General features: G+C 61.5%; 12 protein-coding genes. 9 read left to right on the top strand and 3 right to left on the bottom strand.

The genetic code is table 11. From position 1 onward, the window contains the following. Nucleotides 1-175: 175 nt before the first annotated feature. The 9 genes from ACESYO_RS04475 to glmM all read left to right on the top strand — a co-directional run bounded on the left by ACESYO_RS04475 (nucleotide 176) and on the right by glmM (nucleotide 13,083). Nucleotides 176-1,540 (top strand): sodium-dependent transporter, encoded by a 1,365-nt coding sequence (locus ACESYO_RS04475; RefSeq protein WP_058967199.1) that lies wholly within the window; start codon nucleotides 176-178, stop codon nucleotides 1,538-1,540. 177 nt (nucleotides 1,541-1,717) lie between these two features. Beyond that, nucleotides 1,718-4,336, top strand: a complete 2,619-nt coding sequence (locus ACESYO_RS04470) for a cation-translocating P-type ATPase (RefSeq protein ID WP_058967198.1) — start codon at nucleotides 1,718-1,720, stop codon at nucleotides 4,334-4,336. A gap of 405 nt (nucleotides 4,337-4,741) precedes the next feature. Further along, a complete protein-coding gene (locus tag ACESYO_RS04465) occupies nucleotides 4,742-6,397 on the top strand; it encodes a 2-isopropylmalate synthase (RefSeq protein WP_058967197.1) in 1,656 nt (551 codons plus the stop codon). A 17-nt stretch (nucleotides 6,398-6,414) separates the two neighbouring features. After that, nucleotides 6,415-7,680 (top strand): 3-isopropylmalate dehydratase large subunit, encoded by a 1,266-nt coding sequence (gene leuC, locus ACESYO_RS04460; protein ID WP_058967196.1) that lies wholly within the window; start codon nucleotides 6,415-6,417, stop codon nucleotides 7,678-7,680. Between the two features lie 18 nt (nucleotides 7,681-7,698). Further along, nucleotides 7,699-8,181 carry a 3-isopropylmalate dehydratase small subunit gene (leuD, locus tag ACESYO_RS04455; protein ID WP_058967195.1) on the top strand — a complete coding sequence of 161 codons (483 nt, stop codon included), beginning with the start codon at nucleotides 7,699-7,701 and terminating at the stop codon, nucleotides 8,179-8,181. Nucleotides 8,182-8,207: 26 nt separating this feature from the next. Continuing rightward, nucleotides 8,208-9,278 (top strand): 3-isopropylmalate dehydrogenase, encoded by a 1,071-nt coding sequence (gene leuB / locus ACESYO_RS04450; protein ID WP_058967194.1) that lies wholly within the window; start codon nucleotides 8,208-8,210, stop codon nucleotides 9,276-9,278. Between the two features lie 140 nt (nucleotides 9,279-9,418). After that, nucleotides 9,419-10,798: an MATE family efflux transporter gene (locus ACESYO_RS04445; protein WP_058967193.1), complete on the top strand. Its 1,380-nt coding sequence runs from the start codon at nucleotides 9,419-9,421 to the stop codon at nucleotides 10,796-10,798. Between the two features lie 252 nt (nucleotides 10,799-11,050). Further along, nucleotides 11,051-11,716: an acyltransferase gene (locus ACESYO_RS04440; RefSeq protein ID WP_276869860.1), complete on the top strand. Its 666-nt coding sequence runs from the start codon at nucleotides 11,051-11,053 to the stop codon at nucleotides 11,714-11,716. A gap of 23 nt (nucleotides 11,717-11,739) precedes the next feature. Continuing rightward, a complete protein-coding gene (gene glmM, locus ACESYO_RS04435) occupies nucleotides 11,740-13,083 on the top strand; it encodes a phosphoglucosamine mutase (protein WP_058967191.1) in 1,344 nt (447 codons plus the stop codon). A 59-nt stretch (nucleotides 13,084-13,142) separates the two neighbouring features. On the opposite strand, the gene ACESYO_RS04430 is transcribed toward glmM, so the two are convergent. From ACESYO_RS04430 to ACESYO_RS04420, 3 genes are read right to left on the bottom strand one after another with little or no spacing between them, the layout of a single operon-like run. Then, nucleotides 13,143-13,511: a YbaN family protein gene (locus ACESYO_RS04430; RefSeq protein WP_058967190.1), complete on the bottom strand. Its 369-nt coding sequence runs from the start codon at nucleotides 13,509-13,511 to the stop codon at nucleotides 13,143-13,145. 41 nt (nucleotides 13,512-13,552) lie between these two features. Continuing rightward, nucleotides 13,553-15,211 (bottom strand): thiol reductant ABC exporter subunit CydC, encoded by a 1,659-nt coding sequence (gene cydC, locus ACESYO_RS04425; protein WP_058967189.1) that lies wholly within the window; start codon nucleotides 15,209-15,211, stop codon nucleotides 13,553-13,555. After that, complete coding sequence (locus tag ACESYO_RS04420; protein ID WP_373209425.1) at nucleotides 15,208-16,950, bottom strand: ABC transporter ATP-binding protein/permease; 1,743 nt, start codon at nucleotides 16,948-16,950, stop codon at nucleotides 15,208-15,210. Before ACESYO_RS04420 ends, cydC begins: the two co-directional genes overlap by 4 nt. Nucleotides 16,951-16,970: the final 20 nt, after the last annotated feature.

Genomic DNA, 16,970 nt, shown 5'->3' with positions numbered 1-16,970 from the left:
TGGGCATGTTGCCCGGGCCGGTGCGACGATTTTTGTTTGTCACAAAAAGTCACAAAATGCAGTTACGGCTTGTAAGTCACTGTACTGTGAATGTATAATAAAGAAGTACTGCGGCAAAGTGATTGCGGAGCGCAATGCCCGGTGCGGATCAACGAACGGCGAGAGGAAGAGAATTATGCAACGTGAAAAATTCGGTTCCCGGCTGGGCTTTCTGCTGCTCAGTGCCGGGTGCGCCATCGGCATCGGCAACGTGTGGCGCTTCCCCTATGTGGTCGGCCAGAACGGCGGCGGCCTGTTTGTGCTGCTGTATGTGTTTTTCCTGGCAGTGGTGGGCATCCCCGTGCTGACCATGGAATTTGCCATCGGCCGGGCCAGCCGCAAGAGCTGCATCAAGGCGTATCAGGAGCTGGAGCCCAAGGGATCCAAATGGCACTGGCACGGCATTTTTGCCATGCTGGGCAACTATGTGCTCATGGCCTTCTACACCACAGTAGCGGGCTGGATGCTCTACTATTTCTATCGGTTCCTCATCGGTGAAATGAGCGGGCTGGACAAGGCCGGCATCGACAATGCCTTTTCCGGTATGCTGGGCCAGCCGGTGACCATGACCATCTGGATGCTCATCATCGTGGTGCTGGGCTTTGTGATCTGCTCCTTCGGTTTGCAGAAGGGTGTGGAGCGCATTACCAAATGGATGATGGTGGCTCTGCTGGTCATCATGGTGGTACTGGCAGTGAACAGCCTGTTTTTGCCCGGCGCGTCTGAGGGCATTCGCTTTTATCTGGTGCCGGATCTGAGCAAGGTGCAGGAGACCGGCATTCTGGGCACCATCACCGCGGCCATGAACCAGAGCTTCTTCACCCTGAGCCTGGGCATCGGCGCCATGCTGATCTTCGGCAGCTATCTGGGCCGTGAGCGCCGGCTGCTGGGCGAGTCCATCAACATCGCCATTCTGGATACCTTTGTGGCCTTTGTGTCCGGCCTGATCATCTTCCCGGCCTGCTTTGCCTACGATGTTCCCGTGGACAGCGGCCCTCCGCTGATCTTCATGACCCTGCCCAACGTGTTCAACTCCATGGCGGCGGGCCGTGTGTGGGGCACTCTGTTCTTTTTGTTCATGAGCTTCGCCTCCTTCTCCACCATCGTGGCGGTGTTCGAGAACATTCTGGCCTGCACCATCGACCTTTCCGGCTGGAGTCGCAAAAAGGCCGCGCTGGTGAACGGCATCATCGTGGCCATCATTTCCATGCCCTGTATTCTGGGCTACAATGTGTGGAGCGGCTTCGTGCCCTTCGAGGCAGGCACCGCCGTGCTGGATCTGGAGGACTATCTGGTCAGCAACATCCTGCTGCCCGGCGGTTCGCTGGTTTACCTGCTGTTCTGTGTCAGCCGTGTTGGCTGGGGCTTCAAGAACTACCAGGAGGAGGCCAACCAGGGCGTGGGACCCAAGGTGCCGAACTGGGTGCGCGGCTATGTGACCTTCGTGCTGCCCATCCTGGTGGGCGTGCTGCTCATTCAGAGCATCCTGCGCATCAAATAAGTTTTGTATACCGCCGCTCCGGTTTTGTCCGGGGCGGTTTTCTTTATGTTGATTATATACTAAAAGTATATAATTGGATGAATATATCAAAACCCCCGGTTGTCTAGCTCATTCATGCCCCGCTTTTTTCCCGCATACACTGAAAGGAACCGGTTGCGGAAAAAGGAGGACGAGGGAATGGAATGGTATCAGCTGGAGATTGAGGCCGCGCTGGGGCGGGCAAAAAGCAGCCCGCAGGGGCTCGGGGAAGCAGAGGCGGCCCGCCGTCTGGCCGAGAACGGCCCCAACCGATTGGCCGAGCAAAAGCAGGCCGGGCTGTTCCAGCGGTTTTTGCAGCAGATGGCCGACCCGATGATTGTGGTGCTGCTGGCTGCTGCGGCGGTGTCCGGCGGGGCGGCGGCTGTGGCGGGCGAAAGCTTTGCGGATGTGTTTATCATTCTGGCGGTGGTGATCATCAACGGGGTGCTGGGGGTCTATCAGGAGCACAAGGCCGAGCAGGCCATTCAGGCGCTGCAAAAGATGACAGCAGCCCACAGCCGGGTGCTGCGGGGTGGCCGTCAGCTGGAGGTGGCCAGCGAGGAGCTGGTGCCGGGGGACGTGGTACTGCTGGAGGCGGGGGACGCGGTTCCGGCGGACGGGCGGCTCGTGGAATGCGTCAGCCTGCGCACCGAGGAAGCCGCCCTCACCGGTGAGAGCCTGCCGGTGGAAAAAAACACCCGCCCGACGGGGGCGAATACTCCGCTGGCCGAGCGCCGCTGCATGGCCTATCTGGGCAGCACCGTGCGGTATGGCCGGGGCAAGCTTCTGGTCACCGCCACCGGAATGAACACCGAGATGGGCCGCATTGCCGGGGCGCTGGCGGAGACCGCACAGGGCAAGACACCTTTGCAGCAGACGTTGGCGGGCCTGAGCCGGACCTTGAGTGCGCTGGTGCTGGCCATTTGCGTGTTTTTGTTCGGGTTCAGCCTGTGGCGAAACGGCAGCGTGGATCTGCCCACCGTTCTGGACACCTTTCTGGTGGCGGTAAGTCTGGCGGTAGCGGCGGTGCCGGAGGGGTTGGCCGCAGTGGTGACCATCGTGCTTTCGGTGGGGGTGACCCGGATGAGCCGTCAGGGTGCAGTGATCCGCCGGCTCACGGCGGTGGAGGCGCTGGGCTGCGCACAGGTGATCTGCACCGACAAGACCGGAACCCTGACCCAGAACCGGATGGAGGTGCAGCGCTGCTACGGCCCCCAGAAGCTGCTGGCAACCGCGATGACCCTTTGCACCGACGCACAGCTGGAGCCGGATGGTACCGCAAAAGGGGAGGCCACCGAGTGCGCGCTGGTGGAATACGCCGCCCGCTTGGGAATGCGCAAGGCGGCACTGGCGGCACCACAGCCCCGGGTGGCCGAGCTGCCTTTCGACAGCGAGCGCAAGTGCATGAGCACCTTCCATAAACAGAAGGACGGAATAATCCAGTATACGAAAGGCGCACCGGACGTGCTGCTGCAAAAATGCACCCACTGGCTGCAGGATGGCCAGCCCCGGCCTCTGACCCAGGCGGACCGCACTCGCATTCTGGCGGAGAACCGGCGGATGGCGGCGCAGGCACTGCGGGTACTGGCGGCGGCTTACCGGGCATGGGACCGGCTGCCCGCACCTTTAACGCCCGCCGCAGCGGAAAACCAGCTGGTGTTTCTGGGCCTTGCGGGCATGCTGGACCCGGTGCGCCCTCAGGTGCCGGGAGCGGTGCGAGCTTGCAGGTCGGCAGGCATCCGCACCGTGATGATCACCGGTGATCACCCGGATACTGCCGCCGCAATTGGCCGCACGCTGGGGCTGGTGAGCAGCGCGAGCCAGGTGGTCACCGGCGCGGCCCTGGATGCCATGAGCGATGAGGAGTTGCGGCGGCGAGCCCCGGAGTTTTCGGTGTATGCCCGCGTGCAGCCCCAGCACAAGGCGAGGATCGTGCGGGCCTGGCAGCAGCGGGGCTGCGTGACCGCAATGACCGGCGACGGGGTGAACGACGCCCCGGCAGTGAAGGCGGCGGACATCGGCGTGGGCATGGGCGTTACCGGAACCGACGTGACCAAGAACGTGGCGGACATGGTTCTGGCGGACGATAACTTTGCCACCATCGCCGCCGCGGTGGCGGAAGGCCGACGCATTTACGAGAACATCCGCAAGGCCATCCAGTTTCTGCTGGCTTCCAACATGAGCGAGGTGGCCAGCATCTTTCTGGCCACACTTTTGGGCATCCGGCTGCTGGAGCCGGTGCATCTTTTGTGGATCAACCTGATCACCGACTGTTTCCCCGCGCTGGCCCTTGGCATGGAGCGGGCGGAGCCGGGCAGTATGCACCGCCCGCCCCGGCCCCGGGGGCAGGGCATCTTCGCCGAAGGTCTGGGCGTGGATGTGCTGTGGCAGGGGGCATTGGTTACGGCGCTCACGCTGGGGTCTTATTTTGCGGGCGTGCGGCTGGAAACCGGCCTCTGGCAGGCAGACCAGAGCGGGCTGGGCGTGACCATGGCCTTTCTCACCATGAGCATGGCCGAGATCTTCCACAGCTTCAACCTGCGCAGCCGGCGGGGCAGCATTTTTGAGCAGCAGGGGGAGAACCCTTACCTCTGGGCGGCGCTGGCGGGCAGCCTTGCCCTCACCACCGGGGTGTTGTTTTTTCCTCCGGCGGCAGCTGCCTTCGGGTTTGCTCCTCTGAGCATGGCTCAGTACGGCCTGAGTCTGGCGCTTGCACTGGCGGTGATCCCGGCGGTGGAGCTGGTAAAATGGATGCTGGGCGGCGAAAAACAGGGTTGACAAACTAGATTTAATGCGGTAAACTACTACCAAGATAAACATCCAAATGCGTGGACGGGGAAAAAGCAGAGCCCATACGCCTTCAGAGAGCTGCCGGTTGGTGCGAGGCAGCGGCGCGGAATCTGTATACTGGCCCCTGAGCACCCGGCAGAACCCCGTTTAGCGATGTAAGCGGTCAGTAGGCGCAGGGCGGAACCCCACCGTTATCCGGGGCGCGGTTCGCGGCTTTTTCATTGGCTGCCGACCGTACAGAGCGGCTGACACACAGCAATGAGAGTGGTACCGCGGGAGCCTTACATGAAGATGTGGCCCTCGTCTCTCAGGGGCAAAGACCCTTGAGAGACGAGGGCTTTTTTTGTCTGCATCCGCCCCGGCAGGAAGAACAAAACAAGGAGCGATTGTTTTATGATGGACGTGACCAAGTATCAGATCGGCTACTATAACCCGCCCAAGACCGAGTACCGCTGGGTGCATAAGGATCACATCGAAAAGGCCCCCGCCTGGTGCAGTGTGGACCTGCGGGACGGCAACCAGAGCCTGATCGTGCCCATGAGCCTGGAGGAAAAGCTGGAGTTCTTCCAGCTGCTGGTGAAGATCGGCTTCAAGGAGATCGAGGTGGGCTTCCCCGCTGCCAGCGAGACGGAGTACGAATTCCTGCGCACCCTGATCGAGAACAACATGATCCCCGAAGATGTGACCGTGCAGGTGCTCACCCAGTGCCGGGACCACATCATCCGCAAGACCTTTGAGGCGGTGCAGGGCGCACCCAGCGCGGTGATCCACTTCTACAATTCCACCAGCGTGGCCCAGCGGGAGCAGGTGTTCAAAAAGAGCAAAGAAGAGATCAAAAAGATCGCCACCGACGGCGCGGCCCTGGTCAAGCAGCTGGCTGCCGAATACCCGGGCAACTTCCGGTTTGAATACAGCCCGGAAAGCTTCACCGGCACCGAGCCGGAATATGCGCTGGAAGTGTGCAACGCGGTGCTGGACATCATGCAGCCCACCCCGGATAAGCCCATGATCATCAATCTGCCGGTCACCGTGGCCATGAGCATGAGCCACATCTACGCCAACCAGATCGAATACATGAGCGACAACCTGAAATACCGGGACAGCGTGGTGCTCAGCCTGCACCCCCACAACGACCGGGGCTGCGGCGTGGCCGACACCGAGCTGGCCCTGCTGGCCGGAGCGGACCGGGTGGAGGGCACCCTGTTCGGCAACGGCGAGCGCACCGGCAACGTGGATCTGATCACCCTGGCCATGAACCTGTACACCCACGGGGTGGACCCGAAGCTGGATTTCAGCGACATGCCCGCCATTGTGGAGCTGTATGAACGGGTGACCCGGATGCATGTGTACGAGCGCACTCCCTACGCCGGTGCGCTGGTGTTCGCGGCCTTCAGCGGCAGCCATCAGGACGCCATCGCCAAGGGTATGAACTGGCGGAAGGAAAAGAACCTGCACCAGTGGAATGTGCCCTACATCCCCATCGACCCCACCGACATCGGTCGCACCTACGACGGCGATGTGATCCGCATCAACAGCCAGAGCGGCAAGGGCGGCATTGGTTTCCTGCTGCAGCAGAAATTCGGCTACGATCTGCCCCCCAAGATGCGGGAGCATTTCGGCTACACGGTCAAATCCATCTCGGACCACGCCCACAAGGAGCTTTCGCCCGACGAGGTGGCCCAGGTGTTCTACGATACCTATCTGAACAAATGCGCTCCGGTGGACATTCCGGACGCCCACTTCATCCAGAAGAACGGAATCTTCGCGGCCATCACCGTCGCCATGCCGGACGGAACCACCAAGGAGGCCAGCGCCCAGGGCAACGGCCGCCTGGACGCGGTGTGCAACGCATTGAAGGCGGCCACCGGGCAGGACTTCACCATCGAAACCTACTCCGAGCACAGCCTGCAGCACGGCTCCACCAGTGAAGCGGCGGCTTATGTGGGCCTGCGCTGGGGCGACGGCACCGTGACCTGGGGTGCCGGAACCGACACCGACATCATCCGCGCAGGCATTAAGGCAATGGTCAGCGCGGCCAACAACAAATAAAAGGGGAAGAAACAATCATGGGAATGACAATGACGCAGAAGATTCTGGCCGCCCATGCCGGGCTGGACAAGGTGGAGGCAGGCCAGCTGATCAGCGCCCGACTGGACGAGGTACTGGGCAACGACATCACCACCCCGGTGGCCATCAACGAGTTCAACAAGGCAGGCTTCACCAGCGTGTTCGATAAGACCCGCATCAACATCGTGCTGGATCACTTCGTGCCCAACAAGGACATCAAGGCCGCTCAGCAGTCCAAGCAGTGCCGGGACTTTGCGAACAAATACGACATCCTGAATTTCTACGACGTGGGCCAGATGGGCATCGAGCACGCGCTGCTGCCGGAAAAAGGCATTGTGACTGCCGGTGACTGCATCATCGGTGCGGACAGCCACACCTGCACCTACGGCGCACTGGGCGCTTTTTCCACCGGTGTGGGCAGCACCGACATGGCCGCAGGCATGGCCACCGGCAAATGCTGGTTCAAGGTGCCCGCCGCCATCCGCTTTGTGCTGAAGGGCCAGCTGCAGCCCCCGGTGAGCGGCAAGGATCTGATCCTGCACATCATCGGAATGATCGGGGTGGACGGCGCGCTGTACAAGAGCATGGAGTTCACCGGCCCGGGCGTGGCCAGCCTTTCCATGGATGACCGGCTCTGCATCTGCAACATGGCCATTGAGGCAGGCGCGAAGAATGGTATCTTCCCGGTGGACGAGGTGACCATCCAGTATCTCACCGGCCGCAGCCAGCGCCCCTGGACCGTGTACGAGGCGGACGAGGACGCAGAGTACGAGCAGACCATCGAGATTGATCTCTCCGCGCTGGAACCCACCGTGGCCTGGCCCCACCTGCCGGAGGACACCAAGCCCGCCGCGGAAGGAAGGGACGTGAAGATCGATCAGGTGGTCATCGGCAGCTGCACCAACGGCCGGCTGGAGGATATGGAGGCCGCCTGGAAGGTGCTGAAGGGCAAACACATCGCCCCCGGTGTGCGGGCCATCATCATCCCCGCCACCATGGCCATCTACAAGGAGTGCATCCTGCGGGGCTGGACCACCGATTTCATCGACGCGGGCTGCGTGGTTTCCACCCCCACCTGCGGGCCCTGTCTGGGCGGCTACATGGGCATTCTGGCCCAGGGCGAGCGCTGCATCTCCACCACCAACCGGAACTTTGTGGGCCGCATGGGCCATGTGGAGAGTGAGGTCTATCTGGCAAGCCCCGCCACCGCGGCGGCCAGCGCTCTCACCGGCTTTATCACCGACCCCCGCGCCATTGCGGAATAAGAAAGGCAGGAATTACCAATGCAGGCAAACGGTTTTGTACATAAATATCCGGACAATGTGGACACCGACGTAATCATCCCTGCCCGGTACCTGAACACCCCCGATGCAAAGGAGCTGGCAGCTCACTGTATGGAGGACATCGACCCCGACTTCGTGAAGAAGGTGCAGCCCGGCGACATCATGGTGGGAGGAGCCAACTTCGGCTGCGGCTCCAGCCGGGAGCATGCTCCGCTGGCCATCAAAACGGCGGGGGTCTCCTGCGTGATCGCAGCCACCTTCGCCCGCATCTTCTACCGCAACGCCATCAACATCGGTCTGCCCATTCTGGAATGCCCGGCGGCAAGCGAGGCCATTCAGGCGGGGGACAAGGTGCATGTGGACTTCGACACCGGCGTTATCACCGACGAGACCACCGGCCAGACCTTTCAGGCCCAGCCCTTCCCGCCCTTCATTCAGGAGATCATCAAGGCAGGCGGGCTGATGAACAGCATCAGACAGTAAACACAGAAAAGAGAGGACAGATTCCCATGGAAAAGCAGATTGCGGTGATCCGGGGCGACGGCATCGGCCCCGAGATCGTGGACCAGGCCCTGCGGGTACTGGACGCGGTGGCGAATAAATACGGCCACACCTTTACTTATACCGATGTGGATATGGGCGGCGTTGCCATCGACAAATGGGGCGAGGCTCTGCCCGCCGCCATGCTGGAAAAATGCCTTGTGGCGGACAGCGTGCTGCTGGGCGCGGTGGGCGGCCCCAAATGGGACGGCCTGCCCGGCGACAAGCGCCCGGAAAAGGGCCTGCTGGCCCTGCGTTCCGGCATGGGCCTGTATGCCAACAACCGCCCGACGAAGCTCTGGCCCCAGCTGGCTGCCGCCAGCCCCCTGAAGCCGGAAATTGTGGAAAAAGGGATTGACTTCCTCGTGGTGCGGGAGCTGATTGGCGGCGTGTACTTCGGCAGCCATACCACCGAGGAATGCGGCGGCGAGCAGAAGGCCACCGACGTGATGAGCTACGCCGAACACGAGATCGAGCGCATCGGCCGCATTGCCTTCGAGACTGCCCGCAAGCGCCGCAACAAGGTGACCAGTGTGGACAAGGCCAACGTGCTGGATACCAGCCGCCTGTGGCGCAAGGTGATGCACCGGCTGGCGGAGGAATACCCGGACGTGGAATACGCCGATATGCTGGTGGACAACACCGCCATGCAGATCGTGAAGGACCCCAGCCAGTTCGATGTGGTGGTCACCGAGAATATGTTTGGCGATATTCTTTCCGACGAGGCCAGCATGATCACCGGCTCCATCGGCATGATCCCTTCTTCCAGCCTGGGCGAAGGAAGCCGGGGCCTGTACGAGCCCATCCACGGCTCCGCGCCGGACATTGCGGGCCAGAACAAGGCAAATCCCATCGGCACCATCCTCTCCGCTGCCATGATGCTGAAATACAGCTTTGATCTGGATGAGGAGGCCGCTGCCATCGAGGCTGCGGTGCATAAGGTGCTGGACGCAGGCCTGCGCACCGGCGACATGATGGCCGAGGGCTGCACTCTGGTCAGCTGCTCGGAAATGGGCGACGCCATCCTGAAAAACCTGTAAGTTCATCCCAAAAAACAAAAGCGGGCCGCTGCCGGATTTTTCCGGAAGCGGCCCGCTTTACTTTCCCATGCGGGAATGCTATAATAGCCGGGCGGCTTTGCGCCGTAAAAGTATCGCACAAAACAGGAGTGAAGAAGATCATGGCGAGCCAGGCCGCAAAACTGGAAAATGATCTGGGGCGGGACCCCATTCCGCAGCTGGTGCTGCGCATTGCCATCCCCAGCATGCTGGCGCAGTTTGTGAGTGTGCTGTACAGCGTGGTGGACCGGATGTACATCGGAAACATTGCCGAGGTGGGTAAGCTGGCGCTGGCAGGTGCGGGCGTCTGCGGGCCGATCGTGACCATGATCGGATCTGTCGCCTTTCTGGTGGGTGTGGGTGGCTCGCCTTTGATGAGCATCCGCATGGGCGCGGGCGATCAGAACGCTGCCAAAAGAATTCTTGCCAACTGCTTTTTGCTGCTCTGCGGTTTTTCGGTGGTGCTTATGGCGCTGGCGCTGGCCACAAGGCAGCAGACCCTGCTTCTGTTTGGCGCAAGCGAATCCACCCTGCCCTACGCCATGGCCTATTACACGGTGTATCTGCTGGGCACGCCCTTTGCGCTGCTTTCCACCGGTATGAACCAGTTCATCATCTGCCAGGGCTTTGCCAAAAAGGGCATGCAGTCGGTGATGCTGGGCGCGGTGTTGAACATTCTGCTGGATCCGGTGTTCATCTTTGTGCTGAACATGGGTGTTACCGGTGCGGCGCTGGCCACCATTCTCAGCCAGCTGGGCAGCTGTTTGTTCGTGCTGCGTTTTCTGTTCAGCAAAACGCCGCCCATCCACATCACCTTCGGCGGCTACGATCTGCGGGTGATGGGCCGGGTGCTGGCCACCGGCTTCACCCCCTTTGCCATCATCGCCTTCGACAATGTGATGATCATTGCCCTGAATGCTCTGCTGCAAAAATATGGCGGCCCGACCGAGGGCGATCTTCTGGTGGCGGCGGCCACCATTTCCCAGAGCTTTATGCTGGTGGTTACCATGCCGCTGGGCGGCATCACCGGCGGTACCGGTTCCATTCTGGGCTTTAACTACGGCGCGGGCCGGCCCGACCGTATTCTCCAGGCCCAGAAGTTTATTCTGGCGCTGAGCCTTATCTATACGGCGCTGCTCTGTGCAGCGGGGCAGCTGCTGCCTGCGGCGTTCGCCTCCATCTTCACCCAGGATGCCCAGGTGCTGCCGCTGGCGGTGCGGGCCATCCGCATCTGCACGCTGGCGGTGGTGCCGCTGGGCCTGCAATACACCATCATCGACGGTTTTACCGGCATGGGGATGATGCGCTATTCGCTGCCGCTTTCCTTCTTCCGGAAGCTGGCCTATTTTGTGCCGCTGTTTATTCTGCCCGCTCTGTTTGGGGGCATGGCGGCCTTCTACGCCGAGCCCATCTCGGATATTCTGGGCCCTCTGGCCAGTCTGGTGGTCTATCTCAGCCGGATGCGCTGGCTGGCCGCCGGAGCCAAGGCTCCGCGAACATGAGCCGGTTCGCTCTTTTCTGCAAAAACAGCCCCGTACCTGCTGCAGGTGCGGGGCGCTTTTTGTACAAGCATGAGGATGAATGTGTAAATTTCGGGGATTTTTGTGACAATTTTAAAAGGCTTGGAAGCGAAAATTTCGTAACTTCCACCGAATTTGCTTTTTCGTCCACGTTTTTTATATTTTCGGGTTGTATTTTGGAAATCCGATGCTTATAATTTACTCAAGTGAATTTTTGAAAGGAGCATCTGCTGTATGGATGTCTGCCGCACTGAAGTGTTGTTCGATCTTTCCCACACCCTGGCCGCGCCCCTGTTTGAGGGGAAGGAGCGCCCCTGGGAAGTGCTGGATGAACTGAAGGAATTTATTGAGAAGCTGGGCCGCAGCCTGCCCAGTGAGGAATACGACCAGCCTGTTCCCGGGGTTTGGGTGGCTAAGAGTGCACAGGTAGCCCCCAGTGCCCTGCTGACCGGGCCCTGCATCATCGGCCCGGAAGCCGAGGTGCGCCACTGTGCCTTTATCCGGGGCAGTGCTCTGGTGGGCGCGGGCGCCGTGGTGGGCAACAGCGTGGAGCTGAAGAACTGCATTCTGTTCGACGGTGCACAGGTGCCCCATTTCAACTATGTGGGCGATTCCATTCTGGGCTACAAGGCCCACATGGGTGCGGGCGCGGTGACCAGTAACCTGAAAAGCGACAAATCGCTGGTGTGCATCCGGCAGGACGAGGAGATTCTGGTGACCGGCCGCAAAAAACTGGGCGCGCTGGTGGGCGACGAAGCCGAGGTGGGCTGCAACAGCGTGCTGTGCCCCGGCTCGGTGCTGGGCCGCCGCTGCCAGATTTACCCCACCAGCTGCGTGCGGGGCGTGGTGGCCCCGAATCATATCTACAAGGATGCGCAGCATATTGTACCCCGAACTTAAGAAGAATAGAGGAGTGTTTGAATATGGGCAGACTGTTTGGAACCGACGGCGTGCGCGGCATTGCCGGCGAGGATATGACCTGTGAACTGGCCATGGCCATCGGCCGGGCCGCCGCTGCGGTGCTGGCCTATGGCCGTCGCCGCCGTCCGCTGGTGGTAATGGGCAAGGATACCCGCATTTCCAGCGATATGCTGGGCGCGGCGCTGGCTGCCGGCCTGTGCTCGGTGGGCGCGGACGTAATCGACCTGGGCGTGATCTCCACCCCGGCGGTGGCCTATCTGGTGGGCAAGTACAAGGCGGACGCGGGCGTGATGATTTCCGCCAGCCACAACCCGTACCCCTTTAACGGCATCAAGATCTTCAACGGCGACGGCTTCAAGCTGCCGGATGAGCTGGAGGAGCAGATCGAGCACCTGATCGAGAAGAACGATTTCACCTACGCCAGGGGCGAGAATCTGGGCCAGATCAGCCACTGCACCACCGCCGCCCGAGATTACATCGAGCACCTGAAAAGCACCATTCCCTATTCGCTGGAGGGAATGAACATTGTGGTGGACTGCGCCAACGGTTCCGCCAGCGCCACCGCCCGCACCCTGTTCGAGGAGCTGGGCGCCAATGCGGTGATCCTGCACGACGCGCCAGACGGTGTGAACATCAACGAGGGCTGCGGTTCCACCCATCTGGAGCAGCTGCAGGAGTATGTGCGCACCCACAAGGTGGACGCGGGCGTTGCCTTTGACGGCGACGCGGATCGCTGCCTGTTTGTGGACGAGACCGGCGAAGTGGTGGATGGCGATTACATCATGGCCATCTGCGGGCTGGACATGCAGCAGCGGGGCAAACTGCGCCGCTCCACCATCGTGGGCACCGTGCTCACCAACCTGGGCTTTGCCCGCTTCTGTGACGCCAACGGCATGAAGTTCGCCGCCACCAAGGTGGGCGACCGCTATGTGCTGGAGGAGATGGAGCTGGAGGGCTACACTCTGGGTGGCGAGCAGAGCGGCCACATCATCTTCCGGGATTTTGCCACCACCGGCGACGGCCAGCTCACCGCGATTCAGCTGCTGTGCCTGCTCAAGCGGTGCAAAAAGCCCCTGTCCGAGCTGGCGAAGGTGATGACCCGCCTGCCGCAGGTGATGGTGAATGTGACCGTGACCGCCGAGGGCAAGCTGGAATTCTACAACAACGACGTGATCAAGGAGGCCATCCGCCAGCAGAAGGAGGCCCTGGGCGATACCGGCCGGGTGCTGGTTCGTGTGAGCGGCACCGAGCCGCTGATTCGTGTGATGGTGGAAGGCCAGGACGAAACCGAGATCCAGGCCATTGCCGACCATCTGGCCGAGCTGGTGAAAAAAGAGCTGGGCTGACCGGCATATTTCGAAAAAATGAGGGCGTTCCTGCCAAAGCAGGAACGCCCTCGTTTTGTTTACTCGGCATCCAGTGTGCGGATGCGGAAGATAAAATAGTACACATGGAACAGCCACACACAGCCCAGCACGATGCGGCCGATCAGCACCTCGTGCATCATCACAAAGGCGATGCTCATGGTCAGGGTCACGGTGATCATGATGCCGATCTTGGTGCGCCAGGTCATGGCCCGCTGTTCCCGGAAGCGTTTGAAATTCTTCTGATACAGCTTGGTGGAAAGGAACCACCGGTTCAGCCGGTCACTGCCTTTGGCGAAGAAAAAGCAGGTGCCCAGCAAAAACGGGGTAGCGGGCAGCAGGGGAAGCACCGCTCCCACGGCGCCCAGCGCCAGGCAGACAAGACCCAATGCAATGTAGAGGTATTTCATAAACAAACAATCCTTTCTGTATGGCGCCGGAGAGAGGCGGCTCAGCTGAGCCGCCCGTGCTCCACGCTGTAGGTGGTGTCGGCAATGCGCATGGTGGAGGCCCGGTGGCTCACCAGTACCACGGTTTTGCCCTTGCGCTGGCGGTGCAGGCTCTGCAGGATCACCGCTTCGTTCAAACTGTCCAGATTGCTGGTGGGTTCGTCCAGCAGAATCAGCGGCGCGTCGTGCAGGAACGCCCGGGCAATGCCCAGCCGCTGCCGCTCGCCGCCGGAGAGGGTGTCGCCCAGCTCGCCCACGTTGGTGTCGTAGCCGTTGGGCAGGCTCATGATGAAGTCGTGCACCGAGGCCTTTTTGCAGGCTTCCACCACCTCTTCGTGGGTGGCGTCCGGCTTGGCCAGCTTCACGTTTTCTTCAATGCTGTCGTGGAACAGGTAGGTTTCCTGGGTCACATAGCTCTGCAGGTTGCGCAGGCTGGCGGTGCGAATGTTCTTCACGTTTTCGCCGGAAATGGCAACCGCACCATCGCCCACGTCCCAGAAGCGCATGAGCAGCTTGAGCAGGGTGGACTTGCCGCTGCCACTGCGGCCGGTGATGCCGATGATTTTGTTTTCCGGCAGCGTCAGGCTCACGTTTTTCAGAATGGGCTCGGCTTCGTAGGTGAAGCTCACATTGTCGCAGGCCGCACCGGTGAAGGGGATAGTGCGCCCGGTGGTGTTTTCCGCTACCACCGGCTCCTCGTCCAGAATGTCCAGCACCCGGTTGGCGGCGGCGAAGGTCTGCTGCAGCGTGCTGCCCAGATTGGCCAGCGCCACCACCGGCCCGAAGGAGCTGAGGATGGCGATCAGGGGAATCAGCACCCCGTCAAAGCCCACCAGACCATTGGTGTAGAGCAGGCTGCCCGCCGCCAGCATGGCCAGCGAAAACAGCCAGATCAGCGCACCGGTGCAGGCGGTTGCGGTGCCCAGCGCGGTTTTCATCTTCTTTTCAGTGGCCAGCAGACTGCCGGTGCGCTCGTCCAGCTCATCCAGACGGCGCTGGCCCGCGTCGTATTGCAGCAGCTCACCCAGACCGCGCAGGCTGTCCAGCACAAAGGCGCTCAGCGCACCAGCCTGAGTGCGGTACTCCAGACCCCGGCTGCCACCAAAACGGGCAGCCAGCACCGGCACCACCACGCCCACGGCGAAAAAGCCCAGCGCGGCGACAAGGCCCAGCAGCCAGTGGTAGCTGCCGATGAACACCGTCATGATCACCGACATGATGGCCGCGATGGCGATGGGGGAGAGGGTGTGGGCGTAAAAGACCTCCAGCAGCTCGATGTCCGAGGTGATCACCGCGATCAGGTCGCCTTTGTCCCGACCATCCAGCTTGGCGGGGGCCAGGCGGCGCAGCGCGCCGAATACCTTATCCCGGATGAGGGCCAGCAGTTTGAAGGCAATGTAGTGGTTGCAGGCCTGCTCGGCGTAGCGCAGCACGCCGCGGGCCAGCGCAAACACACCCATGCAGGCAAACAGCACGCCCAGAGCGGGCAGACCCGCGCCGCCCAGAGCCTTCACGATGGCCAGGCCGCCGAAGATGGGAATGAACTGGGCGCACAGAAAGCCCGCCACACCCATGGCAATGGCAAGGGTCATAAAGCCCATCAGCGGTTTGACCAGCCCCACAAGCCGGAGCATTACCGCCAGATCGGAACGTTTTTTCATGCAAGAGCCTCCTGTTCAGTGTCGGGGGTGTAGTGTTCCAGCGCCTGCTGGCTGTTCCACAGCCGCTGGTAGCAGGGGCAGGTGGTCAGCAGCTGGGTATGGGTGCCGCAGCCGGCGACCCGGCCCTCCTCCAGCGCGTAGATGCGCTGTGCGCCGGTCACGTTGGCCAGCCGGTGGGAGATGAGTAACACCGCTCTGGTCTCGGCCAGCTGGTGCACCAGCGCCATGATCTGGTTCTCGCTCTCCACGTCGATGTTGGAGGTGGCTTCGTCCAGAATATAAATGGGGCTGTTGTGCAAAAGGGCACGGGCCAGAGCCAGACGCTGACACTGCCCGCCGGAGAAGTTGGCGCCCTTTTCGGCCACCGGGGTCTCCAACCCCTGTTCGCTGCGCAAAAAATCCGCCAGCTTCACCTGCTCCAGCGCCTGCCACAGGGCCTCGTCGCTGGCATCGGGGGCCGCCATGCGCAGGTTCTCTGCCACGGTGCCCTTGAACAGCCGGGCGGCAAAGCCCACGGTGGTGATCTGCTGCATTCGGCTGGCAAAGCGGATCTCGCTCAACTGCTGGTCGCCCACGGTGATGCTGCCGGTGTAGCCCTCCAACCGGCCGGCCAGCAGGCCTGCCAGTGTGGACTTGCCGCAGCCGGATTCGCCCACCAGAGCCACCAGACCGGTGCGGGGCAGTTCCAGATCCACGCCCTTCAGAATGGGGCGCTGGGGATCGTAGGCAAAATGCACGTTTTCACAGCGCAGGGTGCAGTTTTCCGGGTCGATGACGCCGGTCTTTTCTTCCGGCTCCGGCAGATCCAGCAGCTTGAAGATCTTTTCGGAAGCGGCCATGCCGTTCATGGCAATGTGGAAATAGGAGCCCAGCAGCCGCATGGGCAGAAAGAAATCCGCCGAGAGCATGATGATGGCAAAGCAGCCAAACAGGCCAATCTGCCCGGCGGCGAACTGCCGTGCGGCCACAATGATGCCCAGTGCCGCGCCGCCGTAGGCCACCAGATCCATGATGGTGATGGAGTTCAGCTGCATGGTGAGCACCTTCATGGTGATGCGCCGGAAGCGCTCGGCCTCCTCGTTCATCCGCCGATGGCGTTCCTCGTCCGCCTGATAAATTTTCAGGGTGGTCAGGCCCTGCAGGTTTTCCAGAAAGCTGTCGCCCAATGCGGTGTACTGGCCCCAGTAGCGGGCCAGCAGCTTTTTGGCAAAGGTCTGCACCAGCGCAATGGACACCGGGATCAGCGGCACGCAGATCAGCAGCACCACCGCCGCCGAAAGACTGATGGGCGCCAGCACGCAGAACAACGTCAGCGGGGCAAGCATGCTGTAGAAGAACTGGGGCAGATACGCGCCGAAATAGCTTTCCAGCTGCTCGGCGCCCTCCACTGTTACCTGCACCACCTCAGAGGTGGAAACCCGGCTGGAATAGCCCGGTCCCAGCCGCAGAAGTTTTTCCAGAATGGTGCGGCGCAGCGACTGCTTGGCGCTTCGGCTGGCCCGGTAGGAGCAGATTGCCGCCTGCCTTGCACAGACAAAGCGAACCGCGGCCAGAGCAGCGGCCACCAGCAGCGTACCGGCCAGCGAAGCAGGCTGACCGGCCAACAGCCGAGAAAGGTACCGGGCGATGGCAAGCAGCATGGCGATGTTTGCGGCCAGTGCCGCCCACTGGAATGCCACATTCCGGGCGATATGTTTTTTGGAATCGCTGACCATCCCGATCAGCCGTTTGTTGATCATCAAGGCAGTGTGTCCTCCTG

Origin of the sequence: Allofournierella massiliensis, assembly GCF_964241245.1 — a bacterium.
Lineage (GTDB): Bacteria > Bacillota > Clostridia > Oscillospirales > Ruminococcaceae > Allofournierella > Allofournierella massiliensis.
Note: the sequence above shows the minus strand (reverse complement) of the source record. Positions and strands in the feature narration are given on the sequence as shown.

Excerpts from the sequence above, each read along its gene's own strand:
- ACESYO_RS04475 (WP_058967199.1), top strand. The coding sequence starts at position 176 with ATGCAACGTGAAAAATTCGGTTCCCGGCTGGGCTTTCTGCTGCTCAGT.
- ACESYO_RS04470 (WP_058967198.1), top strand. The coding sequence starts at position 1,718 with ATGGAATGGTATCAGCTGGAGATTGAGGCCGCGCTGGGGCGGGCAAAA.
- ACESYO_RS04465 (WP_058967197.1), top strand. The coding sequence starts at position 4,742 with ATGATGGACGTGACCAAGTATCAGATCGGCTACTATAACCCGCCCAAG.
- leuC (WP_058967196.1), top strand. The coding sequence starts at position 6,415 with ATGGGAATGACAATGACGCAGAAGATTCTGGCCGCCCATGCCGGGCTG.
- leuD (WP_058967195.1), top strand. The coding sequence starts at position 7,699 with ATGCAGGCAAACGGTTTTGTACATAAATATCCGGACAATGTGGACACC.
- leuB (WP_058967194.1), top strand. The coding sequence starts at position 8,208 with ATGGAAAAGCAGATTGCGGTGATCCGGGGCGACGGCATCGGCCCCGAG.
- ACESYO_RS04445 (WP_058967193.1), top strand. The coding sequence starts at position 9,419 with ATGGCGAGCCAGGCCGCAAAACTGGAAAATGATCTGGGGCGGGACCCC.
- ACESYO_RS04440 (WP_276869860.1), top strand. The coding sequence starts at position 11,051 with ATGGATGTCTGCCGCACTGAAGTGTTGTTCGATCTTTCCCACACCCTG.
- glmM (WP_058967191.1), top strand. The coding sequence starts at position 11,740 with ATGGGCAGACTGTTTGGAACCGACGGCGTGCGCGGCATTGCCGGCGAG.
- ACESYO_RS04430 (WP_058967190.1), bottom strand. The coding sequence starts at position 13,511 with ATGAAATACCTCTACATTGCATTGGGTCTTGTCTGCCTGGCGCTGGGC.
- cydC (WP_058967189.1), bottom strand. The coding sequence starts at position 15,211 with ATGAAAAAACGTTCCGATCTGGCGGTAATGCTCCGGCTTGTGGGGCTG.
- ACESYO_RS04420 (WP_373209425.1), bottom strand. The coding sequence starts at position 16,950 with ATGATCAACAAACGGCTGATCGGGATGGTCAGCGATTCCAAAAAACAT.